Origin of the sequence: Haloferula sargassicola (assembly GCF_040362925.1) — a bacterium.
In the GTDB taxonomy this organism is placed as follows: Bacteria; Verrucomicrobiota; Verrucomicrobiia; order Verrucomicrobiales; family Akkermansiaceae; genus Haloferula; species Haloferula sargassicola.
The window spans coordinates 76,484-100,634 of record NZ_BAABRI010000019.1; the positions used below are offsets into that span (position 1 = coordinate 76,484).

The 24,151-nt window shown below is 61.4% G+C and carries 27 protein-coding genes; 20 read left to right on the forward strand and 7 right to left on the reverse strand.

The features are described 5' to 3' along the window. The first annotated feature begins 106 nt into the window (after positions 1–106). Positions 107–403: a hypothetical protein gene (locus ABXH26_RS20635; protein WP_491850101.1), complete on the forward strand. Its 297-nt coding sequence runs from the start codon at positions 107–109 to the stop codon at positions 401–403. Positions 404–1,141: 738 nt separating this feature from the next. Here ABXH26_RS20635 and ABXH26_RS15935 read toward each other — a convergent pair. Further along, on the reverse strand, positions 1,142–1,597 hold the full coding sequence (locus ABXH26_RS15935; RefSeq protein WP_353568087.1) for a hypothetical protein: 456 nt from the start codon (positions 1,595–1,597) through the stop codon (positions 1,142–1,144). A 68-nt stretch (positions 1,598–1,665) separates the two neighbouring features. On the opposite strand from ABXH26_RS15935, the gene ABXH26_RS15940 reads away from it, so the two are divergent. Together ABXH26_RS15940 and ABXH26_RS15945 are read left to right on the forward strand one after the other, a co-directional pair. Further along, on the forward strand, positions 1,666–2,556 hold the full coding sequence (locus tag ABXH26_RS15940) for a DUF3800 domain-containing protein (RefSeq protein ID WP_353568088.1): 891 nt from the start codon (positions 1,666–1,668) through the stop codon (positions 2,554–2,556). 175 nt (positions 2,557–2,731) lie between these two features. Beyond that, positions 2,732–3,343 carry an SOS response-associated peptidase family protein gene (locus ABXH26_RS15945; protein ID WP_353568089.1) on the forward strand — a complete coding sequence of 204 codons (612 nt, stop codon included), beginning with the start codon at positions 2,732–2,734 and terminating at the stop codon, positions 3,341–3,343. On the opposite strand, the gene ABXH26_RS15950 is transcribed toward ABXH26_RS15945, so the two are convergent. Beyond that, positions 3,340–4,599, reverse strand: coding sequence for a DNA polymerase Y family protein (locus ABXH26_RS15950; protein WP_353568090.1), 1,260 nt, complete (start codon positions 4,597–4,599; stop codon positions 3,340–3,342). The genes ABXH26_RS15945 and ABXH26_RS15950 overlap by 4 nt on opposite strands. Positions 4,600–4,697: 98 nt before the next feature. Further along, complete coding sequence (locus ABXH26_RS15955; protein WP_353568091.1) at positions 4,698–5,480, reverse strand: SprT-like domain-containing protein; 783 nt, start codon at positions 5,478–5,480, stop codon at positions 4,698–4,700. A gap of 176 nt (positions 5,481–5,656) precedes the next feature. Here ABXH26_RS15955 and ABXH26_RS15960 point away from each other — a divergent pair, with 176 nt between their 5' ends. Further along, a complete protein-coding gene (locus ABXH26_RS15960; protein WP_353568092.1) occupies positions 5,657–5,863 on the forward strand; it encodes a hypothetical protein in 207 nt (68 codons plus the stop codon). On the opposite strand, the gene ABXH26_RS15965 is transcribed toward ABXH26_RS15960, so the two are convergent. Both ABXH26_RS15965 and ABXH26_RS15970 read right to left on the reverse strand, forming a co-directional pair. After that, positions 5,860–6,681: a TIGR02391 family protein gene (locus ABXH26_RS15965; protein WP_353568093.1), complete on the reverse strand. Its 822-nt coding sequence runs from the start codon at positions 6,679–6,681 to the stop codon at positions 5,860–5,862. The two genes, ABXH26_RS15960 and ABXH26_RS15965, sit on opposite strands and share 4 nt — an antisense overlap. A gap of 56 nt (positions 6,682–6,737) precedes the next feature. Further along, positions 6,738–7,886: a hypothetical protein gene (locus tag ABXH26_RS15970; RefSeq protein WP_353568094.1), complete on the reverse strand. Its 1,149-nt coding sequence runs from the start codon at positions 7,884–7,886 to the stop codon at positions 6,738–6,740. A 256-nt stretch (positions 7,887–8,142) separates the two neighbouring features. Between ABXH26_RS15970 and ABXH26_RS15975 the strand changes: the two genes are divergently transcribed. The 4 genes from ABXH26_RS15975 (at position 8,143) to scpB (ending at position 10,382) form a co-directional block, all read left to right on the forward strand. Beyond that, the gene (locus ABXH26_RS15975; RefSeq protein WP_353568095.1) at positions 8,143–8,445 is read left to right on the forward strand and encodes a hypothetical protein; all 303 of its coding nucleotides are present in this window, start codon (positions 8,143–8,145) and stop codon (positions 8,443–8,445) included. Then, positions 8,442–8,831: a hypothetical protein gene (locus ABXH26_RS15980; protein WP_353568096.1), complete on the forward strand. Its 390-nt coding sequence runs from the start codon at positions 8,442–8,444 to the stop codon at positions 8,829–8,831. The genes ABXH26_RS15975 and ABXH26_RS15980 overlap by 4 nt, the downstream gene beginning before the upstream one ends. A 4-nt stretch (positions 8,832–8,835) precedes the next feature. Then, entirely contained in the window at positions 8,836–9,771 is a 936-nt protein-coding gene (locus ABXH26_RS15985) for a tyrosine-type recombinase/integrase (RefSeq protein ID WP_353568097.1), read from the forward strand. 65 nt (positions 9,772–9,836) lie between these two features. After that, positions 9,837–10,382, forward strand: a complete 546-nt coding sequence (gene scpB / locus ABXH26_RS15990) for an SMC-Scp complex subunit ScpB (protein ID WP_353568098.1) — start codon at positions 9,837–9,839, stop codon at positions 10,380–10,382. Between the two features lie 103 nt (positions 10,383–10,485). On the opposite strand, the gene ABXH26_RS15995 is transcribed toward scpB, so the two are convergent. Then, positions 10,486–11,940 (reverse strand): replication initiator protein A, encoded by a 1,455-nt coding sequence (locus tag ABXH26_RS15995; protein ID WP_353568099.1) that lies wholly within the window; start codon positions 11,938–11,940, stop codon positions 10,486–10,488. Positions 11,941–12,300: 360 nt separating this feature from the next. Here ABXH26_RS15995 and ABXH26_RS16000 point away from each other — a divergent pair, with 360 nt between their 5' ends. The 7 genes from ABXH26_RS16000 to ABXH26_RS16030 all read left to right on the forward strand — a co-directional run bounded on the left by ABXH26_RS16000 (position 12,301) and on the right by ABXH26_RS16030 (position 17,172). Next, positions 12,301–12,639: a hypothetical protein gene (locus ABXH26_RS16000; RefSeq protein WP_353568100.1), complete on the forward strand. Its 339-nt coding sequence runs from the start codon at positions 12,301–12,303 to the stop codon at positions 12,637–12,639. Between the two features lie 92 nt (positions 12,640–12,731). Continuing rightward, positions 12,732–13,106, forward strand: a complete 375-nt coding sequence (locus tag ABXH26_RS16005) for a ParA family protein (protein ID WP_353568101.1) — start codon at positions 12,732–12,734, stop codon at positions 13,104–13,106. Between the two features lie 257 nt (positions 13,107–13,363). Beyond that, positions 13,364–14,008, forward strand: a complete 645-nt coding sequence (locus ABXH26_RS16010; RefSeq protein WP_353568102.1) for an AAA family ATPase — start codon at positions 13,364–13,366, stop codon at positions 14,006–14,008. A 14-nt stretch (positions 14,009–14,022) separates the two neighbouring features. After that, positions 14,023–14,580 carry a hypothetical protein gene (locus tag ABXH26_RS16015; protein WP_353568103.1) on the forward strand — a complete coding sequence of 186 codons (558 nt, stop codon included), beginning with the start codon at positions 14,023–14,025 and terminating at the stop codon, positions 14,578–14,580. Then, entirely contained in the window at positions 14,577–15,266 is a 690-nt protein-coding gene (locus ABXH26_RS16020; RefSeq protein ID WP_353568104.1) for a DNA-processing protein DprA, read from the forward strand. Before ABXH26_RS16015 ends, ABXH26_RS16020 begins: the two co-directional genes overlap by 4 nt. Positions 15,267–15,642: 376 nt before the next feature. Continuing rightward, entirely contained in the window at positions 15,643–15,891 is a 249-nt protein-coding gene (locus ABXH26_RS16025) for a hypothetical protein (protein WP_353568105.1), read from the forward strand. Between the two features lie 21 nt (positions 15,892–15,912). Beyond that, positions 15,913–17,172: a phosphoribosyltransferase gene (locus ABXH26_RS16030; protein WP_353568106.1), complete on the forward strand. Its 1,260-nt coding sequence runs from the start codon at positions 15,913–15,915 to the stop codon at positions 17,170–17,172. 157 nt (positions 17,173–17,329) lie between these two features. Here the strand turns inward: ABXH26_RS16030 and mobF are convergent, their stop codons facing one another. Next, entirely contained in the window at positions 17,330–19,996 is a 2,667-nt protein-coding gene (gene mobF / locus ABXH26_RS16035; protein ID WP_353568107.1) for a MobF family relaxase, read from the reverse strand. Between the two features lie 671 nt (positions 19,997–20,667). Here mobF and ABXH26_RS16040 point away from each other — a divergent pair. The 5 genes from ABXH26_RS16040 to ABXH26_RS16060 are packed head-to-tail and all read left to right on the forward strand — an operon-like array spanning position 20,668 to position 24,121. Continuing rightward, positions 20,668–21,513, forward strand: coding sequence for a hypothetical protein (locus ABXH26_RS16040; RefSeq protein WP_353568108.1), 846 nt, complete (start codon positions 20,668–20,670; stop codon positions 21,511–21,513). Then, the gene (locus ABXH26_RS16045) at positions 21,488–22,105 is read left to right on the forward strand and encodes a hypothetical protein (RefSeq protein ID WP_353568109.1); all 618 of its coding nucleotides are present in this window, start codon (positions 21,488–21,490) and stop codon (positions 22,103–22,105) included. Before ABXH26_RS16040 ends, ABXH26_RS16045 begins: the two co-directional genes overlap by 26 nt. Continuing rightward, complete coding sequence (locus ABXH26_RS16050) at positions 22,102–23,508, forward strand: type IV secretory system conjugative DNA transfer family protein (RefSeq protein ID WP_353568110.1); 1,407 nt, start codon at positions 22,102–22,104, stop codon at positions 23,506–23,508. Before ABXH26_RS16045 ends, ABXH26_RS16050 begins: the two co-directional genes overlap by 4 nt. After that, on the forward strand, positions 23,505–23,696 hold the full coding sequence (locus ABXH26_RS16055) for a hypothetical protein (protein WP_353568111.1): 192 nt from the start codon (positions 23,505–23,507) through the stop codon (positions 23,694–23,696). The genes ABXH26_RS16050 and ABXH26_RS16055 overlap by 4 nt, the downstream gene beginning before the upstream one ends. Beyond that, positions 23,693–24,121 carry a hypothetical protein gene (locus ABXH26_RS16060; RefSeq protein ID WP_353568112.1) on the forward strand — a complete coding sequence of 143 codons (429 nt, stop codon included), beginning with the start codon at positions 23,693–23,695 and terminating at the stop codon, positions 24,119–24,121. Before ABXH26_RS16055 ends, ABXH26_RS16060 begins: the two co-directional genes overlap by 4 nt. The last annotated feature ends 30 nt before the right edge of the window (positions 24,122–24,151 follow it).

The following is a 24,151-nucleotide window of genomic DNA, read 5'->3' on the forward strand; positions in this document are numbered from 1 at the left end:
GCTGGCTGCGGCTCACGCCCTCGCACACGGCCCCGAGGGAAACCGCCCGCTGGAATCTCTCAATTCCCTTTGCCGGGAACATTTCGAGGCGTTGGGCTTCCGGTGCATGGCCGATTGCCTCGATGCCGTGGTTCCCCGCGTCCGGGGACGGCTGACGCTCGAAGCGTGGAGCTCGGCCGAGCTGACGGTTTCCCCGTGGACCTTCCGGGTGGAATGCCGCGCCTTCTGGCTTGGTTCGACCCAAGTTCATTTGACGGTTCGCCACGATGGACCATTGCCGGGAATTACCGAAACCGGATACCGCTCGATCTTCGCGCCGGTCGGCATGTTTGCGGATGGAACAACCCCGGAAGGATTCATCCGAGGGATGTTCCCGCAAACCGCGCAAATGAGTCTGTTTTGAGTCATGACCGCTTTCGGCCCATCCCTCTGCAATCTCCGCTGCTGGTGCGGCCATGTATCGGACTTTGCCGATTTCTGCCGCACGCCGGTTTCCGGCGAGCTTCCTCCCGGACACCTCCAATGCCCCGCCTGTCATCGTGCGTGGACATACCGGCCCACCGGCCCACCCTCCCCCGGCTGGGCCGGGTTGGTGATCCCCGCCCCCATCGAAGCGGTGGAACTTCCGCCGCTTCTCTGAGACGGCGAGGCGGGACAACCCGCCCCGCCGCGTCCGCACCTGGCAAGCAGGTGCGGACGCGGCTTTCACGCGGCTTCGATGCCTTTGCCGCGTGGCGAGGAAGGTTTTCCCCCTTCCTGCGCGCTCCATCCTCCCTTCCCGCGTGTCCTGGCGCTTTGGGCATCCCGTGAAGCGATGCCGTCGCGTCCGGACACGAATCGCCGTGTCGGCGTCTCGACATGCTCGATAGTCTGCGGCCGGAAATCGGACTCATCTACGCCATGCGACGTAGATCAATCCGTTTCGGGAGCTCCGGCTCGATCCCTGCGGAAGCTCCGCACCCCATCATCGTGCGGCCTCCCCGCCGGTGGGCGAACCTCCCATCCGCTGCGCTACTGTCCGGCCTCGCCTTTGTCGTCTCGCCACACCATGCCCCCTTCGATCGCCGGTAACGCCGGCGGCCGCATTCGCGGCTGGAATGTGATTTTGTTACAAAATTACGGAACATGCATTCCATTGGAATCAACCTCTGTAGTCCACGCGGATTCCGAGTGCTTCGCCCACCTCTCTCAAACTTCGGTTGAAATCTTCAACTGATCCCTGGGTTTCCTCTCCCCGTGCCCGCGAAGCAATCAGGTTCATGGCTTGCGCGGCCCGGACCAGCTCTTCACCGGTCGGCAGACCGAAGACCTTGCGCGATATGTTGTAGGCAGGAATCGCTTGCGCGTGCACGAGGAGCTGTGAGGCCGCCTGATGCAAGTCGTCTTGGATCTCATCGTTGCACCGTCCGTTGGTGATCTTCGCCTGATGGCGCAGAAAGACGCTGGAGACGAACCCAAGAGATCGCTTCAACTCCACCACCGGTTCGATCCATCGCTTGAGAAGAATCTGGCCGGTGACGAAAACGATCACGCCACAAACCACCGTCACCGCAGAAGTGAGAAATGGAGCGAGCGATGAGAGGAGGACGGGAGACATTGATGATAGCCAATCCCCAAACCCACCGGCTTGCAAGACCCGCCGGGCAGCCCCACGATCCTCCTCCTATGGCTTGGCTTCTATTCATGGATGAGAGCGGACACGACCACCGGCAGATGCCGTATGAGGTTCGTGGCGGGTTTGCCCTGGCTGAGCATAAGTTGTGGCCTCTGTTGCAGGATGCGGGCAGTTTGGAGCTGGAATGCTTCGGTGCCCGGCTCGTGGATTATGGATCGGAGATTAAAGGGTCGAAGCTTCTCAAAAAGGACCGGTTCAAGCACGCGGCTCAGGACGAGCCTCTTGATCCTGAAAGCCGACGCCATCTTTGCCGGGGATACCTTCAGGCCGGCCTCGACAGGCGGAGTCCCAAGCGGGACCAGTTCACCGCCTACGGTCAGGCGAGCCTAGCCATGGCGGATGGGATTTTTGACCTCCTCGAGCGCCACGGGGCGCGGGTGTTCGCATCGGCCGTTCCGAGAGGTGCGGCTAATCCTCCGCCGGGGACGACGCCCTTGGAGATTCTACGGAAAGACCACACTTTCCTGTTGGAACGCTTCTTCTACTTCCTCGAAATGGAACGGCAGTGCGGGATCCTGGTCATGGATGAGGTGGAGGAGAAATACGACCGGCGTTTTGTGAGGAAGCTGGAGCAGTATTTCACGAAAACGGCCAAGGGGCTCCAGCGGGCGAAGTGGATCGTGCCGTCACCGTTTTTCGTATCGTCCAGTATGGCGCTTCCGGTCCAGATGGCGGACGTGGTCATCTACGCGCTGAATTGGGGATACAGGAGGCCAGGAGAAATGGATGCTCCCGACCGGCCCGAAATCGCGGCTCGCTACGGTAGGCGAATCAATTCGCTCAAATGGCGCGGCGATGGCTACGACGGCGTGAAAACCTATCGTAGTTTTGGCATCGTCTGTGTCCCCGATCTCTACGAGGCGCGGGAACCTCGCCGATAAAAAAGAAAAGGAGGCAATGCGTTTGAGTCCCCCGGTCCCATGCGGAACGCAGTTGACTCTTGGCCGAGCCTCCGGGGGAAAGATGGAGGATCATCCGGCCGAGTGCAAGATGTTTTAAGAAAATCGGTCTTGACCCGATTCCCCCACCCGGTTCTCCCAATTCCATCGTCCGCCCGTGTGCAACGCCTACAACATCCACCCGAAGACCGGAGCCAAGGACTTGGATGCTTTGGTCACGGAAAAGATTCTCAGGCTGCCGAGCCGGCTGGTCCGCCGGTCGGCCGCCGGCGTCGCCGTGATCCGGACGGACGACGGGCTGGAGCCTGCGATCATGCGTTGGGGCTTCCCTCATCCAAAATGGAAGATCGTCAACAACGCCCGATCGGAAAGCCTCTCGCGGGGCATGTGGGTGGAACCGCTGGAGCGGCACCGGTGCCTGGTGCCCATGTCATCGTTCTACGAGTGGCAGGAGTTGCCCGGCGGCGGGAAGCAGCCGCACGAGCTCCGGCACCCGGACGCCGATTGGCTTTGGGTTGCGGGCCTCTACCAGCCGACCGAAGAGCACGGCCCCTGCTTTGCCACCATCACCACCGAACCGACCCCGGCAGTCGCCCGTGTCCATGACCGGCTGCTCGCCATCGTGGATTTCGAGGAAGGCATGGCCTTCCTCCGAGGCGAGAAATCCACGTTCTCCCCCTACCCGGGGCCGCTTCTGATCGAACCGTGTAAAAGCCCGCTGAAATCCCGGAAGCCCAAACCCGATGATCCCCAAGGCTCGCTTTTTTAGGAACGTCGGTCGCTCTCAATTCCGAGGTCCGGAATGTGGGTGAATGAGATCCGCATCGGAGCCTTGTCCCGGCTATCCTGGACGCTGCCGTAGTACACCACATCGCGACCGTAGCGGACACGTAGCCGGTCGAGAGCCGCATCGAGGCGCTTCTGTTTGTCGTCCTGCAGGGACATCAGATCGGCGACGTGGTTAGCGAACAGATCCGGGGTGAAGTTCCCGCTTTCCACCAGCCGAGCCAGCACTACACCCACCTGGAGGATCGGGGCTTTGGGATCGGGCCGGTCGCGCCAGAGTTGATCGAGCAGCTTCATGAGCACCCGCGTTGAATCCGTTTCCTGGAACCGGATTTTCGGACTCCACGACACCCCGCGGAAAAAGGCGATCTTCACCGTGAGCGAGGCCGCGAGCATCCCGTGGGCTCTCAGCCGCTCACAAGCTTTGTGCAGCAGCTTGCAAAGCACCGGCCACGCGAGGCCCGGTGCGCGTGAATCCGGAGGAAGAACGTGCGAGTGACCGATGGACTTCCGCGAGGAAACCAGATCGGGAATCACGTCGCCACGGAGTAAGTGCCAGAGGCGTTCCCCCAGGACGCCGCCCCAAACGCCACGCAGCACGGCCTTTTCCACCCGGCAAAGGGCGGCCACGGAGTGAATACCGGCCGCGTGAAGCCGAGACTCCATGCTCCGGGCAATGCCGGTCAGATCCCGGAGTTCCAGCGGATACAGCGCCTCAGGCAACTCCGATTCTTCGATCAAAAAGAGCCCGTCGGGCTTTCTCATCTTCGAGGCGATCTTGGCCAGATACCGGTTCGGGGCCACCCCGATGCTGACGGTGATCGCGGGGGAAACCGATTCCGAAACCTTCGCTTTGATCCTTTCCGCGATGCGGCGGATGGTGGCCGGCTCCCGCAGGTTGAGCGGCAGCCATGCCCACATCTCGTCAATCGAAAGGACTTCCTCCACATGGATGCAGTCCTCGACGGCCTCGACGATCCGGTTGTGGTAGCGGACGTACTCCGGGGGCTTGGCCTCGACGATGGCGATGCCGGGGCAGAGAATCCGGGCATCGCTGATCCGGGTGCCGGTCTTCACCCCGAACCGCTTCGCTTCATAGCTCGCGGCGATGCAACAGGAGGTTTCCGCCATCACCGGCGCCACGCCCACCGCTTTGCCCCGCAAGGCCGGGTCAAGGTGTTGCTCGACCGACGCGAAATAGCTGTCGCAGTCGATGAACAGGGCGGAGAGAGGGCGCACGTTGGCGACCATCGTCCGGGCAATGCGAGGGCGTCAACGGCGAAAGCGTTCACATGAACACTTAGGAGGGCCGGGGGATTGTGAGAGAAGCGCGGCGGTCATGTGGGAGCGGATACCCAGCGGTCCTTTTCCTGGAGATACACAGCGTTCATTTCCAGGCGGACAATCTCGCCGCCGGCGTCGAAGCATTTCCCGCAAATCAACGAGAGGCCCGGCTTTCCCCATGCCCTGGCACTGCACTCCGGACACCGGTAGCTGACCTTGCTCGGCGCGGCCACGGGATGGGCGGGCGCTTCCCCCGTGGCGGCTTGAGCCGGCATTGAGGCCGCCACCGCGGCTACCATCGGCGGCACTTCCTCGACCGGGGCCGCCGCGTACTCTTGGGCACGGCGGATCACCGCCCCTTCCTTGTACCAGCGAATGAGCTGCTTGTCGGCGAGGACCTCTTCCGCGATCCGGAGGAAGGGTCCTCCTTCCTGGGGATAGTCGGCCATTTTCTGGCCGACCATGTTGCCGCCGGGTTTTCCCGTCGTGCTCGGCACCAGGCCCACCGCCAGCATCTTGTTGGCCCATTCGCGGTTGTGGTAGGTCCGGCGCGAGGGTGTTCCGAACTGGTACTGCCATTGATGCACCTGTTCGTGGACCAGCGTTTGCAGCAATTCCAGGTCACCGGAACTGGCGAGGAAGAATTGCGGGTTGAGGCAGATTTCATCCCGGCGTTCCCCGTCGTGGCCGACGAATCCCCCCTCCCGGAAGTAGCCGAAATGCTGGCCCCGGTCCTCGAAGGTCAGCACGCAGCCGCGGAGCTGCCCGCCGAACAGCCGTTCGTTGAACGCGTCGTAGCAGTCGGACAAGGTGACGTAATCGCGGACATGATCCATGGAGGCCTGTATGGTTCGATACAGAAAAAGTGTATCGAACCATACGAATATGGGAAGTCGGAAGACCGCCAAGCGAAAAATCCATCCTTGCAACCGAAAGGGCTGGCGGCCCGGATCCGCGTCGAAATCCCGGTTCGCATCCGATCACGGATTTAGCGATTTGCTATAATAGCCGAATGCAGCTCATCGACCCCGATCATGACCGCCGCCGGATTCTCACCGCTGACCAGTCCGCCCGCGTCCTCGCCGCCATCGAAGACGGCCACCTTTCCATCGACCTCGAAGAAGTGATGGATTTTGATGGCGACCTGGTGCTCGACGTGGAGCAGTTCCAGAGCTGTATCGAACTCGCTGTTGCCCGGGCGCCAAACGTCGCAAGCTAAATGGCTCGTGGTGTTCGGGCGGCCGCATCGAGGCGATGATGGAGGAAAGAGGCCATCGTGAGCAGATCGAGCGCATCTTGCTCACTCATCGCCCACGTCACCTTCGGTGCGTGGGCGGTCGTGTTGCGGAAGGTACCGAAGAATCCGACCATCAGGTTCATGAGTCCCTTCTGCTCCGATTTCTCGGAATCCGTCTGAAGGGTGTTGAATGCCAGGAACGGCATTCCGGTTTTGCCGAGGGCAAGGGCCTTCTCCGCCAGCTCGCCGGCGTCGCCGGTCAAGCCCGTCCTGTCGCGAATCTTCTGTGATACCGACTTGGTGGCTTCCAGCACCGCGTGGAAATGATTGTTCTGCAAGAGCTCCGCCCGACAAAAGGCCAGCACCTCCGGGTGGACTTTGCGCTTCATCAGCTCGGCACGCAGGCGACCTGCACGCTGCCGGGCCTCGTCGAGGGTCCGGGCCGCGGTCGCCCGGGCAAGATTCCCGTCGCTGAGAAGTTCCAATCCCGAGAAGACCAGCACCCCGTTGAGGGCGGCGCACCGCTCCTCAAACAGTTCGCCGTGGTGGGCAAACCGAACCGGGCGCATCGCCTCGAGGATGAATTCGATAACCTTGTTGCCGCACCGATCATCGGTCTGCCGCTGGTCGAGCGCGGACATGAGCCGCCTCCATTTGGTCAGCCCCGGAAACGGGTCGCCGATGCCAAGTTGTTGGAGGAGGCGTCCGATTTCGGTTCCCGTCAAACCAGAGCTGGTGTCGGCCAGCACCCGGCAGATGCTTTCCAAGGTTGCGGCAGGGAAGGTGGAATGGGCGGGCATCGCTCAGATAGGATAAGGGTCTCCGGCCTTAGTCGAGCACACCCCGCCTTCCTTGATCAATAGTCGGCATTTTGGTGCCGTTCCCATTCCCTCGACCAGCGATCGATCCACTCGTCAACCGCCTCCCCGCCGTCTTTGATCGCGGTTGTGTACTCGGTAAGCATCCCCGCGTCGAATGCGGGATCGACGCTGGAATCGAGAAATCGGTGCGGGAGCGACAGGTCATCGGTCTCGAGGAACGCATCGAGACGGTCGAAGACTCCGCACATCGCGGCATGATCCTCTGCCACGATCGGCCGGAAGTTGAAGCGGATACTGTTCCTGGCCCGCGAAAAATTCGCCGGCACCGCTCCGAAGCTGCCCAGTTGGACATAGATCGAACCGCGGTCGTTCTCGACCCCTCCGTGTGCAAACGGGTTGCGGATGCGTTCCTTAATCCGGCGGAGTTCCCCGAGCAGCTCTTTCCCCTCCCTGCCCTTCGAGTTCAGATCGAGGACCATCACCAGCTTCCCTTCCCAATTCGCTCCCAGCAGTTTCTCGAAATCGCCGGCTGCCATTGGCTTGCCGGTGAAGGCCCGCAAAAGGATGAGCCGGTGTTCCAGCAAGCTGTAGTAAGCGTCCACCATCGCGGCGGACAGGAAGAAAGCCTCCCGCTCCGCCACGGCGGCCCGGTTCATCTCGGCTGTCACCGCCGAAATGCTTGGCAAGCCTTCCATGCCCTTCCGATCAGAGGGACGGATTTCCGCCTGCGCGAAAAGCTCGTCGGCTTTGGTGCGGAAATACTGATAGCGATGGCTGAACTCGCCGAAGCGGTTGATGACGGCCACCCGGCAGTCATGAATCTGCTCGTTCGCCTCCGGCACCAGAAGCTCCTCTTCGAGCACCCGCAACGCGGCCTTGAGAGGAAAGAGGATTCGCTTCTGCTCCAAAGTGGAGCCAGGGGCGACCAGGATCTCAAAGCCGAATTTCCGGTCCCGGAACGCCACCGGCTCGCCCGCGACGCTGCAACCGACCGCCCAGCGGCCCTTGTCGCCGGGGTCGAGCTGCCGATAACCCAAGACCCGGTTGAGGAGAAAAAGCACCAGCGCCGGGACCGGCAAGTCGTCCTCCAATCCTTCTCGCCAGCCACGCATTTCCCAGGAATCGAGATCCGCGGGAAACTCCGGCGAGAAGCCAGCCAGCTTCTTCCGCAGCTTGCGGCGCAAGGCTTCGGCTGCCGCGGTTCCGTCGTTGGCGTCCGACCGGGCACGCCGATTCGGGCGAAATCACGGAACGCACAATAATATTTTCTGGAAGAACGCTTTCAAAGCTTGGTGCAAGTTGATTTGATGCGGATTCAAGAAAGAGCAATATTCTTGAACTGCACAATAATGATTATTATTGCGCCCCCGCTTTTCCCGCCAAAATCGCCCCCAAAAGCGATTTTTCCGGGCCTTGCACCACCGAGAAGCCGAATTTGCGATGCACGACAGCTTGACCGCCGCCCGCGAGCGCGCCCGCCTGTGGCGGGAAGCGCAGGACCCGCCGGTCGCCGACGGGCTGGTGATCGTGCTCGACGGGTTGTTTGTCGGCTGGGCCGCCGAGCTGCCACCCGCCGAGCAGTGGGCGCCCGGTTGCCTGGCGGTCGCCGGCGACGGCCGCCTCTTCCTGATCGACCGGCGCAGCTGGCGCGAGCCGCTCGCCTGGTTCGACCTGAACCCGCCGGCCGATCCCCCGCCCTCTCCGCCCGACGCGTTCCCGCCTGAACCCCCCGCCGCCCCATGACCGCCATCGAACAGCTCGAAGCCGCCGTACCCGTCCTCACCGAAACCCTGCGCCACCACTGGTCCACCGGCCAAGGCAAGCGGGTGCGCGATGTCGTCTGGAGCCTCTATGGATGTTCCCACACCCTCAATCTCGGCTGGGCCTGCTCCGGCCTCGATGTCGAGGTCGCGCGTGCCCTCGGCACCGCGATCGCCGCCCGGCTGGCTGCCGGGGCGGCCGTCGAGCCGCTGCTCAAGACCGTGCTCGAGGAATCCGGCGAGTTCGCCCGCTTCGCCGCGGCGGAAAAGAACACCCAGGCACCCCTGCCGGTCGCCTATCCCCCTCCCCCGCTCTCAGCCCGCGAGCTGCGGGAGCTGGCCGACGCGCTGGAAGCCCTCGAACGCTGAAACCATGGCCGTTGATTCCGCCGAGATCCTGGCCGCCGCCAACGCGGCCGCCGAACAGCGCCAGCTCGCCGAACCGACGCGCACGGCCTACCGCCGCACCTGGACCAAGCTGATGGCGGCTTGTGCAGCCGAGGATCTCGATCCCGCTGCGCTCCCGGCGGCCCGTGCCGCCGCGTTCTACGCGGAGTGGACGCGGCGCAAGGGGGCCTCGCACCACCTTCAGACCAAGGCGGCGCTGTCCTTCCTCTACCGCGCTGTGCTCGACGCCAAGAATCCCTTCGCCGACTGCCTGGCCCCGAAGTTCCGGCCGGACGCGATCGAGATCCGGCACCTGGAGTCCGGCAACGTCGCTGCAGTCCTGCTGCACCTGCAGGAACACCGCAGCGACTACTACGGCCACCTCGCCTTCCACCTGGCCGAGGCCTTGTTTTACTCGGCCTGCCGCTACCACGAGTGGGCGGGCCTGCCGACCGATCGACTGGTCCGAGACTCCTCCGGTATCCCGGCCGCCGTTCGGATCAAGGGTAAGGGCGGCGGCTTGGCCGATCTGCCGCTCCTCGAGCGGCTGGGGCTGTCGCTGGCCGATTGGCTGCGGTTCCGCGAAGCCTTCAAAGGGCACCAGCTCCGGCGCGGCGGGATGGAGTTCGCGGCGAGCGGATTGTTGTTTCCCGGTCGCGACGGCGGCCACTATTCCAACCAGGCCTTCAACCGGCGGCTGAAGGCCGCCTGCCAGGCGGTCAACGCGCCGGTCATCACCGCCCACGGCCTGCGGCACTCGGCGGCGACCCTGCTGCTCAACGAGCGCGACCGGAACTTGAAGGAGATCCAGGAGCTGCTCCGCCACAAGAACCTCGCCACCACCGCCCGCTACACCCACGTGGACCGCGAACGGCTCAAGGGCGTGGTGTCCGACCTCGCCCTCCCCTCCCCCGCCCGATGAAACCCGCCAAGCCCAAGGGAAGAAAAACCCTCACACCCGCGCCCCAGGTGGCGGCGCGAACAGTCGTGCAAATCCTGTCGGCCACCGGCCGGCGCTACACGGTGGACGGTCTGCGGGAAAAGCTGCGCGAGCTGTTCCGCGAGGACGGCAACTATGAGATCCGGGCGGTGGCCTCGATGAGCAACGTCGAGCTAATCGCCGCCCTGCTCGACGCCAATGCCGGTCTCGCGCCCTTCGGGCTCCAGATCGGCATCACCAACGGCCTGGTGTCGCTCAGCACCACCCGCATCGAACACCACCGGCTGCGGGAGTTCATCGCCGCCCAGCGACCGCAGGCCGCCGGCACCGGCGAGCTGAGCCAGGCGGCGATGGAGGTGCTCGGCTGCATCGCGCTCAAGCAGCCGATTGCGCAAAACGAAATCGACCGCATCTTCCACGCCGACAAACGCGGGGTGGTCGGCCGTCTGCGCGAGGCCGGGCTGGTCGAGGAATTCGCCGGTGAGGGCGGCCGGCTGGTGTTCGCCACCACGGGGGAGTTTTTGAGACGATTTGGGCTGAATCACTTGGACGAAATCTCCAAAGCACTCCCTGATTGGACCCCCAGCTGTTAATAACCCGGTGCCGCCGGTCAAAAACCTGTGGGCATCTGTGAGTTTCGGGATCGCGAGCAAGGGCATCCTTTGCCGATTGTGAACAAGTTCCGGTCCAATGCTTCTACTTCGGATCATCCGCAGGCAGTTTCGGAATCTTCCCCTCTCTTTCGAGAACTTCGGCGATATGGGCCTCAACAAGGGGAACCCAGAGCTGCTGGGCAAACTCGTCTCCGCCCTGTTCTGCGATCACCTTCTCCTTGAGAGCTTCGAGTTCGTCGTGGGGCATCGATGACTTCACCTTCCTGATCCATTCGTTTCGGATGGCCTGTACTTGAGCGAGCTGAACCTCCTTCATGCGCTTTTCTTGGGCTGCCTGTTTCTTGGCCGTCTCTTTGGCTTCACGCTCGCGCTCCGCAGCTTCCCGTTCTTCAGGCGTTTTATAGTCCTCAGGCGGGTTCCATGATTCGCGAATCGATTTCGCGAGCCATCCCCCGGGATTTCTCTCAGGCCCTTTGCCTCTAGCGACAGCAAAATTGAACTCGTCGATCTTCCGGTCGATGACCTCTTCTGGAAACTCTGTTACGAGTTGAGAGGCTACTCCAGGGCTTACCCCCAGCTCAATGAGCTTGGCCTCTGCGACCGTTGCAGGGGAGACCTCCATCGGAAAGGAGGTCTGCGGGGTCATCTTCTCGAAAATAATGTCCCAGCGTCCAACGCCCATCTTCTTGTAGCGCTCTGATTTGCTGGCCGGCTTGATAAAGCCGTGATTCTCCAGTCGCTCGATGGCGGGTGCCAAGGCCGCTTTGATCTGGCCAACATTATGAGCTCGGGAGAGACCCAGCTTCTCGTAGGCGAAGACCTTGAGGTCAAACTTCAGGCGACTCCTACGGTGGAAGTGCTTCCCGAGGTATCGGTAAAGGGCTTTGGCGAGCGGTAGTCCAATTGCGCGATACTCGGTGAAATTGATGTTCCGGAGGTACCCCGCCTGGAAATTCCGGTGGATATCATCGTTCCAACGAATGGTGACCTCGCCGTTCTTTCCGGGAATGGGGCCTCCGTGGACGACAAGAGTCTGAATGAAGGTAATGACCACCGACGGTCTCCATTCCTCGTCCTGCTTGTCGAAAAACGAGAACCGGAAATTGTAGGTAGTGTTGGCGAGGCGATGGAGCGAGTCCCAGATCCGCCGATACGTTCGTCCGTCGGTCTTGAGACCCAGGATTTTGGCCAGATGGTAGCGTGAAAAACGGACTTGTTTTGGCCACTCGTCCCCCGTCCGGTGAAGGTTGGTGAGCTGAAGCACTCCGAAGAGAATTTCTTCGTCGTAGTAGGTTGGGAGCCCGAACTCTTCAGAACCCTGGATGGTGACCGTCCGGGTTATGGGGGCTCCCGTCGAACTGTCTCGGATCAGGTCTTGATAGGAGACAGCCGTTTTCCCTTTCCGGGTAGGATCCTTTCCTGCAAGGCCCAAGGGGAACTCGGCGAGGGTCAGCTCGTCCTTCCCCTTCTCGTAGACCTCGAGCTGGTCGTCGGTAAAGAGCCGCAATTGGTCTTCAGCTTTCTTGGAGGTGCTCATAGAAAAAAGCGAAAAAAACACCATCAAACACCCCTGTGAGGTTGTTGAGAGTTTTTTGTACACACATGGTTAAGAGGTTCTGAACGCCGGAAAGCCCATGAATACGGGGATTCCGGACCATAAAAGTGAGGCAAAACACGATGAAAGGTGTTCCATTTCACGATACCGCTGACAAAAAGGTGGGACATTTCTCGATAAGAGGTGGGGCAAAGCACGAGTAATTGGCGAAAAAGTGGGGCATTTCACGGAAGGAGGCCAAAAGGTCCACCATTTCACGATACCAGCCTTCTTTCTCCGGCCGATTCGCATCGGGGGCACTGAAACTCGCTGAGAGCCTTCGGACATCAGTCGTGGGGTATCGTGAAATGGGATACCTTCTCCTGCGAGTCGAAACTAAGTAGGTCCGCAGAACAAGCAGAAAGCCAATGCTTTAGCCCGAATCGGGAATTTATAGAGGGTCAAGGAGACTCGCCTCTTCCAGAAATCTTGTCGACCGGTGCGGTGCCGAAGGTGGCAAAATTGAGTCGAAACTATCGTGTTTTAGGTCACAAAACAGGGACGCGCCATCGTGAAATGGGACACTTTTCCACCCCATACGCGATTCAAGAGGGCTCGGAAACCCTTGATAACAGGGGGATTCCTCGTAAAAGAAAGCAAGAAAGCAAACAAACAAGCAAGCTTCGAAGTAAGAAATACTAAAAACAACGAAGCTTGCAGGCAGGCAAACAAGCTTGCATGCAAGCTTTAGGTGGGCACATGCAGCTTGCGAGGAACATTTCAGGGCCTCCCGTATGGCGGCGTGGCTTTATGAGAAGGGGGTCAAGGTGGCCTTGGTGGATGCGGACTCCCAGAGTTCTTCGACCGAATGGCTCAGTGAGGCCCAGCCCGAAATCGACAGCTTCCAGTGGCAGGAGGCAGCCGAGATCTTCGAAGGGTCGGACGCGCTCCGCGAGAACTACGAGGTCGTGGTGTTTGACGGTCCGGCCGGTCTCAATGCGGCGACCAAGGCGATCATGGTTCTGGCGACCGGCATTCTGATTCCCTGCGGGCCATCGATCCTCGATCTCCGCGCTCTCGAAGAAGTGCTGATCGTGGTTCGGGAGGTCCAGATCACCAGGCTCGATGTGCCAGGGCTCCACGGCAATGCCCTCCTTCCGTCTTCTTGAGTATCGTGTTTTGGCCCACAGAACGGCAGAGAACTCGCGAAATGCCATCGTGAAATGAGTCACCTTTTTCGGGACGTTCGATGCTTGCGAGGATCAGAAACTCCTCAAAGTGGGTGTCGGGGCCGCCTGGTGTTTGGAAGCAAGCACACAGGCAAGCTTGCAAGCATGCTTGCTTTATTGCAAACACGCATGCAAGAAAGCATTGTTGTAAGCTTTAAATGCCTTGCGAATATTTCGGATTTCGGTAGGAACGGGCCATGTTCATTGGCGTCGTCAATCAAAAGGGAGGGGTGGGCAAAAGCACTCTGGCGGTTCACTTGGCGGCGTGGCTTTATGAGAAGGGGGTCAAGGTGGCCTTGGTGGATGCGGACTCCCAGAGTTCTTCGACCGAATGGCTCAGTGAGGCCCAGCCCGAAATCGACAGCTTCCAGTGGCAGGAGGCGGCCGAGATCTTCGAAGGGTCGGACGCGCTCCGCGAGAACTACGAGGTCGTGGTGTTTGACGGTCCGGCCGGTCTCAATGCGGCGACCAAGGCGATCATGGTTCTGGCGACCGGCATTCTGATTCCCTGCGGGCCATCGATCCTCGATCTCCGCGCTCTCGAAGAAGCGCTGATCGTGGTTCGGGAGGTCCAGATCACCAGGCCCGACAGCCTTCCTGTTGTGAGACTGGTTCCGAACAAGCTCCAAAAGCGCTATCGACTTTCTCAGGAACTCATGCACGTGGTACACGACGCGGATGTTGCCGGATCGACCGGCCTGAGTCTGCTGTCGGCTTACGCGGATGCGGCGGGGCAGGGAACAGTGGTTTGGCGAATGGGTAGCAAAGCTGAGAAAGCTGCGCGGGAGATGAACCGACTCTTCGATGAGATCCTGAGCGACACCTCGACATTAGAGAAGTAAATGGAGACTTAAAAATGGCTAGACGACCACTATCACTCGGCTTCAAAGGGGCGACACCGGCGCAAGCGGCCCTGATCGCAAGAAAGGAACCGGCACGGACAGAGAGGCAGCTGATGGGTACCGTGGAGGGAAAACCCGAAGAGCTGGAAGCTCCCGCGTCCGATGGTAAGTCGGAGGGTTCCGAGACGTCGAAGCCCGAACCTGAAATGGGCTCCGTCCAAGAGTCGCAAAAGAGCGAGTCGAAGAAGCCGGAGATCGAGAAGCTGCCGGCCAACGAGCCCGAGAAGAAGCCAGAAAAAGACGAGGACGATCCGGAAGAGACCAAGTCAAGGACACCCAAGAAACGGGCAAGGAAAGGAACCCGGGAGGCTACGGACAAGAGAAAGAAATTCGAAGCGCTCGCTTCAGATCCGTTGGTCACTCAAACTTTCCGTGTGCCGCGCTCTCTTAGCGAGCGGCTCCAAATTACTTCGATGCAGCGAAAGGTGAAGCGGCTGTTCCCTGCAAGTCAGCAGGACATCGTGGCGGAGGCTCTAGCGGACTGGCTCGATAAGATGGAGGACGAGGAATGAACATCGTAGAGGTAACTCCTGAGGAGGGTTTGGGGCCTCTCAACGAGCTGGAGCGGAAGGCTGCGGCAAAGGTGTTCTATTGCCGTGGCGACGTCGGGCTTCTCAAGGAGCCGGCCAAGGTGTCGATCGTGGGTTCGCGGGATGCGACCCGGGAGGGGCTTCGTCGGGCGCACCAGCTCGCGAAGATGCTCGTCGAGAACAGTGTAACGGTCCTAAGCGGCCTAGCAAAGGGCATTGACCGCGCCGCACATCTCGCGGCGATCAAGGAAGGCGGTAAGACGATCGCCGTCCTCGGAAACCCCCTCAACAAATACTACCCCGCGGAGAATAGGGATCTTCAGGAGGAGATCGCGACGAAGCACCTTCTGGTCTCCCAGTTCGCGCTCGGCGCGGCTGGTGGCCGGAAAAACTACCCGATCCGGAACCGCACGATGGCGCTCATTTCGGATGCGACTGTGATTGTCGAGGCCAAGGACAAGAGCGGAACACTTCACCAAGGTTGGGAAGCTCTCCGGCTCGGTCGCCCACTATTCCTGATGGAATCAATCGTCAACAATTCGGACGTCGCCTGGCCGGCGGAGATGCTCGACTACGGGGCGAAGGTTCTCTCGCGGGAGAATTTCGATGAACTGATTTCGTTTTTGCCGACAGCCAACCGTGAAGTACTCGCCTCCGTCTCCCTTTGAACTGCCGTTTGGCTCGCTGCTCATCTACTCACCGCGTGGTGGCGGGGAGATTTCGGTGAAGTCACGGGACATTTGCTATTCGATCAAAGGGGACAAGGGGAGCCTAATCCGAAAAGCGGCTGTTAAGGCCGTGAAGGTGATTGCATCAGGTGTGTCGGGAGGACTCGAGGAGTTTCTGAATTCGAAGACTATGCTTGTTCCAGTTCCGCGGAGTTCCCCACTCCAGCGAAACGCACTTTGGCCGAGTCACCGCATCTGTGAGGAGCTTCTGGAAGCGGGTATTGGGAAGAGGATCATTCCGCTGCTTGAGCGAGCTACTTCGGTGGGTTCCTCGAAGCGGGCAGCCCCTGGAGAGCGGCCGGATGTTGAGACGCACATGGGATCGATTGATTGCCATGGTGGTGACATGCTCCCTAAGGACATCCTGCTTGTTGATGATGTGGTGACGAAGGGGACGACGCTCATTGCCTGTGCCGCGATCCTGAGTGAGGCTTTTCCGCATGCGACCATTCGTGCGTTCGCGATGGTTCGGACGATGGGCCGAATTCCGGATGTCGAGGCGATCGTCGATCCGTGCACCGGAGTGATCAGCTTCGACGGCTACGACGTCGACAGGGTGCCGTAGGGAAACTGAAGAATTTGAACTATGAAGCGGCTCAAGGGAGTAATTTTTTCACTTCGCGATGTGATGGTCATGCAAGGCCCTCTCGACCAGGATATTGTGGGTCAGCTCGTGAAGCTGTTCCGGTATCTGAAATCACGGGAGGTGGAACCGGTGCTCGTCGGGAACAGCCGATGGGTGTTCACGGGCAAGAAGGAAACGCTATTCTCGGACTGGCTTTCGGAAAAGGTCGGGTTCGAAATCAAGACGTTCGTCAAGGGCTATGGCGGCATGCCAGCCAAGCAACGTTCGGAAGGAATGAGGTTCGTCCGCGATGCCTGTGGATGGGAAGAACACGAGGCAATCTACGTCGGTAGCACTCAGGACGACGTCCAAGCGGCTTCGAATGGGTCGTTGATGTTTCTAAATGCCAAGTGGCATGCGGATAATAGTCCATATGGATTTGAGTTCGAATCGCCGATCGACATCGCCCGGTTTGTAGACTGCTGCTGCCTTTCTATGGGCGACTGGTTCTGGGCTTATGAAGACGGAGACCTCCGAGTCTATGCAATCGCGCCGCTTGCTGAGTATTCACGGAGGTACCCTCACGGGGCGGGCTATTCAACGGCTGCGAAACAGGCGGTGAAGCTCGACTACGGAGACCTTCCGTTCTGGGGAAGACTCATGGCGGCGCGACTCTATTTCTCGGGTCTCGCGGGGGAAGCTAACCATGTGGCTCCATATCCTGGGCACAGCGTGAACTCGAAGAAGCGCCTGTTGAACCGCTCGCTCCAGATCATTGGCGGTTCGATGCGGGCTAGCTACCTCGAGGACTTGATCGTAAGGCATACTGATGCGCCCAAGTCTCAGCATCTGAGAACGTCAGGGAGGTCGCCCAACCATGACTCGCAGCTCTCGACCATCCATTTAAGGCGGGATCCACTCCGAACCGGACCGCAAGGTCGCCGTTACAAGACTCCACCGCTAAAGACCGAGAAGACTGTGTTGGTCTTCGACGATATTTGCACTGAGGGCTATTCTTTTGAAGCCGCTCGCGCATTCGTCGAGGCTACTGGTGCCCGAGCGATTTGTGTGGCCTGGCTCAAGACCCCAGGGCCGAATCACTATCAGAAGGCAGAGAGCTTTTGGCCGGCGGTTGATAAACCCTACCAGCCGAGTAGCGCTGGAATAGCTACCACCAAAACATTGTCCAATGATGGCGGGGTTCGGAACGCCCGTGCGGCGGAAGAATTGAGTGCCGCAGTTTCTCGTTACACCAACTGGCAGTGGCCGTCAGGTCTGTAGTATTAATTACCGGGGGTTTCACAACGAACGGTAGCTCGGAGCAGTAGAGGCGCAGCAGCTAGGGGTTGGTGTCTCGGCAGCGAATTCGGGACATCGCACCACGGATCGCTTCTCGGGGCTGAAAATGTTTCCCATGGGGGAGGAAGGACCGGTCGATTTATTCTCTTTCGAGCGTTTGGCGTTCCTCTAATGGTGCGGTTTGACTTTTCGCGGTATGGGCCTTCCTAATTTGGCGAGCGGATGCTTCGCGTCGATGGGCCGGGCCTTCGACCAGCCGGGCAGCCAGGTCCTCGGTGTTGTCGGTGAAGATCGTCAGTTCCTGTCGGTGCCGGGTGGTATCGACATAGAACTGCCGCGGATGAACGGCGGCGGAGGTGAGGGCGGCCTTATCCAAAACGGCGATCACGGCGTCTCGTGTGGCTCCTTGAGCCTTGTGGCTGGTGGTGGCGTGTCCGTAGGTGAACGACCGGAAGCGCTTGGTATCGAGGAAGAGTCCGCCTTCCAGATGCACCCGCCCATTCTCGATGGAGGTCACGGCGGCGACGGTGCCGTTGGCCAGACCGCTGGCGCGGTCGTTGGCTAGCAATTGCACCCGGTCCCCTGGAGCCAGCGCGATTTCGCGCGGCTCTTGGACCGAAACGCGAGCGAGCTGGCGGACGGGGATCGCGTGGAGCGCCCCTTGATGATTGACGAAGACCGTATTTTTCCTCGCTTGGACGAAGTGAGCGAGGTCGCCCGCCCGCAGGCCGGCAACGGCCCGCTGGACGGCGAACACATGGCCCTCCCTGTAGCGGGTGAGATCACGCTTTTCCGGCTCTGACCAGGCGCAGGGGGCGAGAACCGTCAGCGTTTGCTCGCGTTTCCGATCGAGCAGCCCGCGCGCGGTCAGTTCCTCGCGGGCCGCTTCCGTGAATTTCCCGATTCCGTCCCAGGTCGGGCAGATCGCCGCCGTGTCCTGGCCGGAGGCTAGGGCGTCGGCGTATGACCGGGCAGCATCGCGATAGAGATCCCGTTCGCGGTCGTTCACCCGGACCAGATCGAGATCGAGGGCGAGGGCGAGCCCGTCGCGGGCGTTCCCGGCCTCAACGCCATCGGCGATGACTTTCGAAAGCTCCTGGTGCCGGGGATCGAGCTGCCGCCGTACCTCCGAGAGCCGGATGGTGGTGGCTCCAGCGTCCTTGATCGTTTCCAGGCCGTTGCCACGGGGCACGGCGGCGTGCTGCTTCGTGTCGCCGACGAACAGCACGCGGGCGCCCCGGCTTTCCGCGTGGCGGAGCAGGGCGAGGGTGTCGGCGGTTCCCAGCAGGCCGCCTTCGTCCACGATCCAGACCGCGCCCGGTTCTGGCGGGGCCTGATCCGGGTTGGTGAGCAGAGCTTTCACGGTGAGGGCTTCCGGGAATCCTTCCTTTTTCAGCGCGTCCCGCGCTCCCGTGGTCGCCCCGAGCGCGAGCCACGAGGTGGAGGAGGTTTGGCGGAGCTGCCGGAGCAGGAAGGTCTTGCCGGTGCCGGCATCGCCTTCCAGCACGGTGATCCGGTCGCGGCTGTCGGCCAGATCGCGGGCGACCGCGAGCTGCGGCGCGGAAAGGTGGCGATTGCCGTCCAACCGGGCGGAATCGGAGAGGGGAGGGGAGTTGCCGCAGCCGGCCGCGGTGATTGCCCGGATCGCCGCGTGTTCCGCGACGACCTGGGCGGTGGTGACCTGTCCGGTCGGGAGGCGGACGAGCTTGCCGCTCGTCTCCTGTTCCGCGAAAGCCGCTTCCAGCGCTCGCACGTCGATCCGGCGGCCCTGCCGCAGTTCCAACGCCGAGGCCAGCATCCGCCAGTCCTCCGCGCTGGTGCGGGTCTGCATCTGGTGATCGATGCCCGAGGCGAGAGCGGCGTCGGCCGGGATCCTCGCGCGGGGCGCGCGGGTTTCGGCCGCAGCGGCCTCCACAACGGCTGCGAGTTGGTCGCGACCGTCCTTGCCCAGCGTTTCCCGCTGAGCGGATCTGACGGTCTCGGTGGTGGTTTCCTGCATCTTCTCCGGGCGGGTCTCGCGGGTAATGACGGCGATTTCCTTGTTGGTGGCCTTGCGGGTCTTTTCGGCCTCCAGTTTGGCAATGGCCTCCTCGATGGCCGTCCGGCGTGAGCTGAAGCGTTCCCCGAGCCCTTCCATACCTTGGATGGAAAAACCGTCACGGGTGTGGTCGCAGGTGCGGTATCCCAGGGCCTCGATCTTTTGAGCCAGCTCCTCGAAGAAGGCCTGCCTGACGAAGAGGGAGGCGCGGAGCATTTCGGCGGGCTGGAGCGCCCGCCAGCATCCGGCCTCCTGGTCGAACGTCAGGTTGGCCGTGACCATGTGGGCGTGAAGTTGGGGTTCCAACGCCCGGCTGGAATCGTGGTGGTAAAGCGCCGTGGCGACGTTGCCGGTGAGGCGCACCGCTTCGGTGTTCACCAGCTCGCCACGGCGGACCCGGGCGGCGGCGTAGTGTTCCAGGCGGCGGTGGGCATCGAGGGTGGCGGCGTGGAACGCTTCGCGCACCCGCTCGTCACCCAACACCCCGAGCACGGAAACGTCCTTTGGGGCGCTGAGCTGGATGTCGTGGAAGGAAACCCGGTCCGAGCGCATTCGGCTGGTCAGCCGTTCGCCGGTCGCGTGGTGGAGGTTCTCGCCGAGTGCCGAGAAGGTTTCCTGTGTCACGATCTGACCGCCGAGGCCAAGCATTTCGGCGGCGCGGCCGATCCACTGGCCTTCCACGGAATGGCCTTCCTCCCAATAGTCGTTCGCTTTGAGGTGCAGCGTCAGGTAGTTCCCGCCGCCGCGAATCTGGTTCGCGGTAATCATCGTTCCAAGTTAAGGCTCACCCCCAAATTCGCAGCCGGATAGATGCATCAGAGCGTGCCTTCGCACGAGGGGTTGCATACCTCATTTTGGTCCGCCCGCCGATGGCGAGCAAACCAAAATCAAGACGCTATACCCTATGGGATAGGCGTGGGGGAAAAGCCCGCCGATCAAGGAACGGCGGGCGTTCCCAAAGGCTTCCCGAAGTGTTCCCGCGAAATCGAAGAGGGAACACAATGGGAACGAATCGGGCACGCTTTGGGAACACTGGAAGCGGAAAGTTTCACGCGTAAAACTTAAGAGATTGCAAAGAATCCGGGCGGCGTTTACAGCGGTTCCGGCTACATGGCATCCAAGTTGGACAAACATATCGACGAGATCGTCGAGGGACGGAAACGCGGGTTGAGTTTCGCCGCGATCGTTGCCGGTCTCGGAGAACGGTACGGGTTGGAGATCACCAAGCGGGGACTCGCGGGATGGTATCGTCGGCGCCAGCGGCAGCTTCGGGAGCGGGAGGTGGAGGTCGAGGCATTTGCGCCGGAGCGGGGGACTTCGCCCTTGTCGGTCGAGCGTCCGGTTCCATCCCCGCAACCTGACGACTCCGACGACGATTGGACCGCCCCGGCGGAGCCAGGGAAAATGGTCCTCAAAGTGATGCGCAACAGCCAAAGATCATGACGAAGAAGAACGAAAAGAATCCAGAAACCAAGGCGCGGTTGATTTGTCCGCTGCAATCGACGGGGCGCGTTGGCAAGTCCACCGCTTGTGAAGCGGTTTTGAGTTGGGCGAAATGGGCGGAGGTCGACTGCGTCGCCATCGATGCCGACGACGAGCACCGGACCCTGAGCCAGAAATTCGGCGACGCGCAGTTGATGGCCGAGGTCGCGCGAGAGGCGAGCGCCTTCAAAGAGCTGATAGAGGCCGTGGCCGCTGCACCCGCCCCGCTAATGGTGGCCGATTTTCCGGCCCAGGCGACGGCATTCCTGTTGGAGCAGATCGAGGCGTTGAGAGTGCTCGACGTGCTTGATGAAGCGGGGGTGAGGATGACGGTGATGTTGTTTCCTGCCGACGACGACAGCGCCCAGCGAAGCCTTGCCGCGGCTGTCAGGCAGCTCGGGACGCGGGTCGATTACCTTCTGGTGAGGAGTCCGGCGCGGTATCGCACCGATCAATTCGACCGCTCGAAGGCTGCGGGAAAGTTGGCCGGTTACGGGGCCGAGGAAATCTATCTACCCGTGGTCACCCGATCGACCTTGGAGGAAGTGGCGTCGGCGAGCCGCGCTGCGGGACGGATGTTGCCATGGGCCGAGGCGGCACCGGCACTGGCGACAGCGAGTCGATTCGAGCTGGAAGCCTGGACCAACAAGGTGCGGGCGCAGTGCGAGGAGGTGATGCGGATCCTCGTGCCCGATCCCGACCTGGTGAAGCGGCGGGTCGAGCGGGCGGAGGTCGCCGGTTCGAGGGACATTCGCGAGAAAGTGTTGCACGGCAAGGATGGCCTCGACCCCCTCGACTTCTGAGGCCGCCGCGGGTGGGCTTGAATTTCTGCTTCGCGGTGAGAAACCCGAGGAGCGGGAGCGGATCATCCGCGCGTGGCATGACTTGCTCCAAGGCGATCCGGAGAGCATGCCGGTCCAGTTCGCGCTGGTGACCCGCGGGATGGGGAAGGTCCTTGCCGCGACGGTCGAGGAAGCGCGCAAGGTTTCGGAGGGCGCGGCGACGGCACGGGCGGAGATCGACAAGGCGAGGAACGACTTGGCCCTCGAGACCGACCGCAAGATCGGCGAGGTGAAAGCGGCCTTCGGGTCGGCCAGGAAACTGCCGGACGAAATCGAAGCGGCGGCGAGTTCGGCCCGTGAAGCGGCGTCGAGGCTGTCCGAGTCCGGGGCAGGTAATGCCAGCCGGTTTGGATGGTTGTTTTTTCTCGCGTGCTTCCTGATCGGAGCGGCGGGAGCCGGCTATTGGACCGGCGGCGAATGGCGGGTTCGCCAGGAGCGGGATCGGATCGGCGGCCTTCTGCACCGCTGGGAACAGGGCGATGGCGATGCCTACAACGAACTGATTGAACGCATCGGGCGCTATCGTGAAATTCATCAGATTGCCGAACCATGAGCACCCCGATTCCTTCCGCGAGCTGGCCGCTTGATGCCGTCCTTCTGGATTTCGAGGGCGTGGATCGGAATCGGATTGTCCAGATACCATGGACGATCCGGCATGCGTGCGAGGGCACCGCGATTTTCGGCGCGACCGGCAGCGGCAAGACCAGCGGCAGTGGACGGAACATCGCCAAGTCGATGCTCGGTGCCGGATTCGGCGGGTTGGTGCTTTGTGCCAAACCAGACGAGGCGGACCGTTGGTGCGGTTGGGCCGAGGAATGCGGTCGGCTCGATGACGTGAAACTGTTCGGAACGGATACCGGCTACGGTTTCAACTTTCTCGATCACGAACTGAACCGCAGCGGACCGGGTGCGGGGATTTCCGAAAACGCGGTGTCGATCCTGATGCAATGCGCCGAGCGGAGCGGGGGAGGGAAGAGCGAGGACGGCATCTGGGAACAGGCGGCGCGGCAGTGGTATCGCAATGCCTTCGACTTGTTGCGGATCGCCGCCGAACCGGTGACGGTTTCCGCGCTGCACATGATGGTGACCGATCCGAAGGCCGTCGAAAAGGCCATCGCCTTGGCCAATGCCAGGAGCAACCTTGATCCGCGCGACCGACACGACCTCGCGGCGGTGACCCGCTACTTCAAAGGCGAGTGGGAGACGATGGCCGAGCGCACCCAGGCAAGCGTGAGGATGAACATCACGGCCATTCTCGACCCGCTCGCGCGCGGGATCGGGCACGAGCTTTTTTGTCGGCATACGACGCTCACGCCGGAGGAAGCCCGGAACGGTTCGATCCTGGTCATCGACCTGCCGGTGAAGGTCTACAATGAACTCGGGCGCTTCGCGGCCGTCATCTGGAAATACCTGTTCCAATGTGCGGCCGAGAGGGAGGTCGCCGGCGACGGAAGCCGTCCCTTGTTCCTTTTCGCCGATGAAGCGCAGTTCTTCATCACCTCCAAAGACGCCGAGTTTCAAACCACGGCCCGCAGCAGCCGCACGGCTACGGTTTACCTGACCCAGAATCTCCCGAACCTGCTCGCCGAACTCGGCGGCAGTGGACGCGGCAAGGCACGTGTTGATTCCCTGCTCGGCAATCTCCAGACCAAGCTCTGGCATCAGAATTCCGATCCCGAAACGAACCGTTGGGCGGCCGAGATTTTGACCAAGGGCAAGACGGTCCGGACATCGACCAACGCGGGATTTAGTTTCGGAAGCGGCGACGGCGGGAGCGGAGGCAGCAGCGAGCAGGAGCTGATCGACTACGAGGTCCTGCCGCGGGAGTTTCTCAAACTCGCGAAAGGCGGGCCGGAATACGATGCCATCGTGACAGCGGTCCTGTTTCAGGGAGGGCGCGAGTTTCCCAACGGCCGACATTGGTTGCCGGTCGGTTTCGACCAACAGAACTCATGAACGACAACCCGAAGGAGAAAGCCATCGCCGCCAATCGGGCCGAAGCCGCTCGCAGGCTTGCGGCACTCGATCAAACCCGGCTCGCGGTATCACGGCTGGAGAGGACCCAAAGCGAGCGCGATCATTCCGAAGAACGCGACCGGAGCGACCGGAACCGTCGCGACCGGTCAATGGAGGCTGAACGATGAGCCGGGCGAAGCGACATGACCCGATTAACGAAGGCATGTGGATGGCCGCCATTGTGGCGGGCATCGTTGCCTGGCTCTATTTCCGCGCCTCGCCGGAGCTTCCTGCGGCGGCCGGCTGGTGGAGGATCTACAACGGCAGTTTCGTCGAATGGCTGCCTGGCTACTGCCCCCCGACGCGAACCGGTGCGGCGGTCACGCTAGGCGTCGGTTTGATGATCCCGCTCCTTTTTGCGGGGATCCGCTTCTCGGAATGGCTGCATATTTCCTCGCTACGCAGCCAGAAGCGCCGGGCGCAGCGGGTTTCGGCGTTGGTGGAGAACCGCAAGCCGCCAGTGCAAGGCAGGTCCACGATCGACCGACCTGAGGCCGGGGAAATCCAGAAGGCCCACGGGGTGTTCCTCCGAGAACGCAGGCCAAAAACTTGACGGAAGCTCAAAGTCGTTGTACATATTTTT

What these genes read in the sequence shown, in the direction of transcription:
- ABXH26_RS20635 (WP_491850101.1), top strand. Translation starts at nt 107, where the DNA reads ATGGCCGATTGCCTCGATGCCGTGGTTCCCCGCGTCCGGGGACGGCTG.
- ABXH26_RS15935 (WP_353568087.1), bottom strand. Translation starts at nt 1,597, where the DNA reads ATGTCTCCCGTCCTCCTCTCATCGCTCGCTCCATTTCTCACTTCTGCG.
- ABXH26_RS15940 (WP_353568088.1), top strand. Translation starts at nt 1,666, where the DNA reads ATGGCTTGGCTTCTATTCATGGATGAGAGCGGACACGACCACCGGCAG.
- ABXH26_RS15955 (WP_353568091.1), bottom strand. Translation starts at nt 5,480, where the DNA reads ATGGATCATGTCCGCGATTACGTCACCTTGTCCGACTGCTACGACGCG.
- ABXH26_RS15960 (WP_353568092.1), top strand. Translation starts at nt 5,657, where the DNA reads ATGCAGCTCATCGACCCCGATCATGACCGCCGCCGGATTCTCACCGCT.
- ABXH26_RS15965 (WP_353568093.1), bottom strand. Translation starts at nt 6,681, where the DNA reads ATGCCCGCCCATTCCACCTTCCCTGCCGCAACCTTGGAAAGCATCTGC.
- ABXH26_RS15975 (WP_353568095.1), top strand. Translation starts at nt 8,143, where the DNA reads ATGCACGACAGCTTGACCGCCGCCCGCGAGCGCGCCCGCCTGTGGCGG.
- ABXH26_RS15980 (WP_353568096.1), top strand. Translation starts at nt 8,442, where the DNA reads ATGACCGCCATCGAACAGCTCGAAGCCGCCGTACCCGTCCTCACCGAA.
- ABXH26_RS15985 (WP_353568097.1), top strand. Translation starts at nt 8,836, where the DNA reads ATGGCCGTTGATTCCGCCGAGATCCTGGCCGCCGCCAACGCGGCCGCC.
- ABXH26_RS15995 (WP_353568099.1), bottom strand. Translation starts at nt 11,940, where the DNA reads ATGAGCACCTCCAAGAAAGCTGAAGACCAATTGCGGCTCTTTACCGAC.
- ABXH26_RS16005 (WP_353568101.1), top strand. Translation starts at nt 12,732, where the DNA reads ATGGCGGCGTGGCTTTATGAGAAGGGGGTCAAGGTGGCCTTGGTGGAT.
- ABXH26_RS16010 (WP_353568102.1), top strand. Translation starts at nt 13,364, where the DNA reads ATGTTCATTGGCGTCGTCAATCAAAAGGGAGGGGTGGGCAAAAGCACT.
- ABXH26_RS16015 (WP_353568103.1), top strand. Translation starts at nt 14,023, where the DNA reads ATGGCTAGACGACCACTATCACTCGGCTTCAAAGGGGCGACACCGGCG.
- ABXH26_RS16020 (WP_353568104.1), top strand. Translation starts at nt 14,577, where the DNA reads ATGAACATCGTAGAGGTAACTCCTGAGGAGGGTTTGGGGCCTCTCAAC.
- ABXH26_RS16025 (WP_353568105.1), top strand. Translation starts at nt 15,643, where the DNA reads ATGGGATCGATTGATTGCCATGGTGGTGACATGCTCCCTAAGGACATC.
- ABXH26_RS16030 (WP_353568106.1), top strand. Translation starts at nt 15,913, where the DNA reads ATGAAGCGGCTCAAGGGAGTAATTTTTTCACTTCGCGATGTGATGGTC.
- mobF (WP_353568107.1), bottom strand. Translation starts at nt 19,996, where the DNA reads ATGATTACCGCGAACCAGATTCGCGGCGGCGGGAACTACCTGACGCTG.
- ABXH26_RS16040 (WP_353568108.1), top strand. Translation starts at nt 20,668, where the DNA reads ATGACGAAGAAGAACGAAAAGAATCCAGAAACCAAGGCGCGGTTGATT.
- ABXH26_RS16045 (WP_353568109.1), top strand. Translation starts at nt 21,488, where the DNA reads ATGGCCTCGACCCCCTCGACTTCTGAGGCCGCCGCGGGTGGGCTTGAA.
- ABXH26_RS16050 (WP_353568110.1), top strand. Translation starts at nt 22,102, where the DNA reads ATGAGCACCCCGATTCCTTCCGCGAGCTGGCCGCTTGATGCCGTCCTT.
- ABXH26_RS16055 (WP_353568111.1), top strand. Translation starts at nt 23,505, where the DNA reads ATGAACGACAACCCGAAGGAGAAAGCCATCGCCGCCAATCGGGCCGAA.
- ABXH26_RS16060 (WP_353568112.1), top strand. Translation starts at nt 23,693, where the DNA reads ATGAGCCGGGCGAAGCGACATGACCCGATTAACGAAGGCATGTGGATG.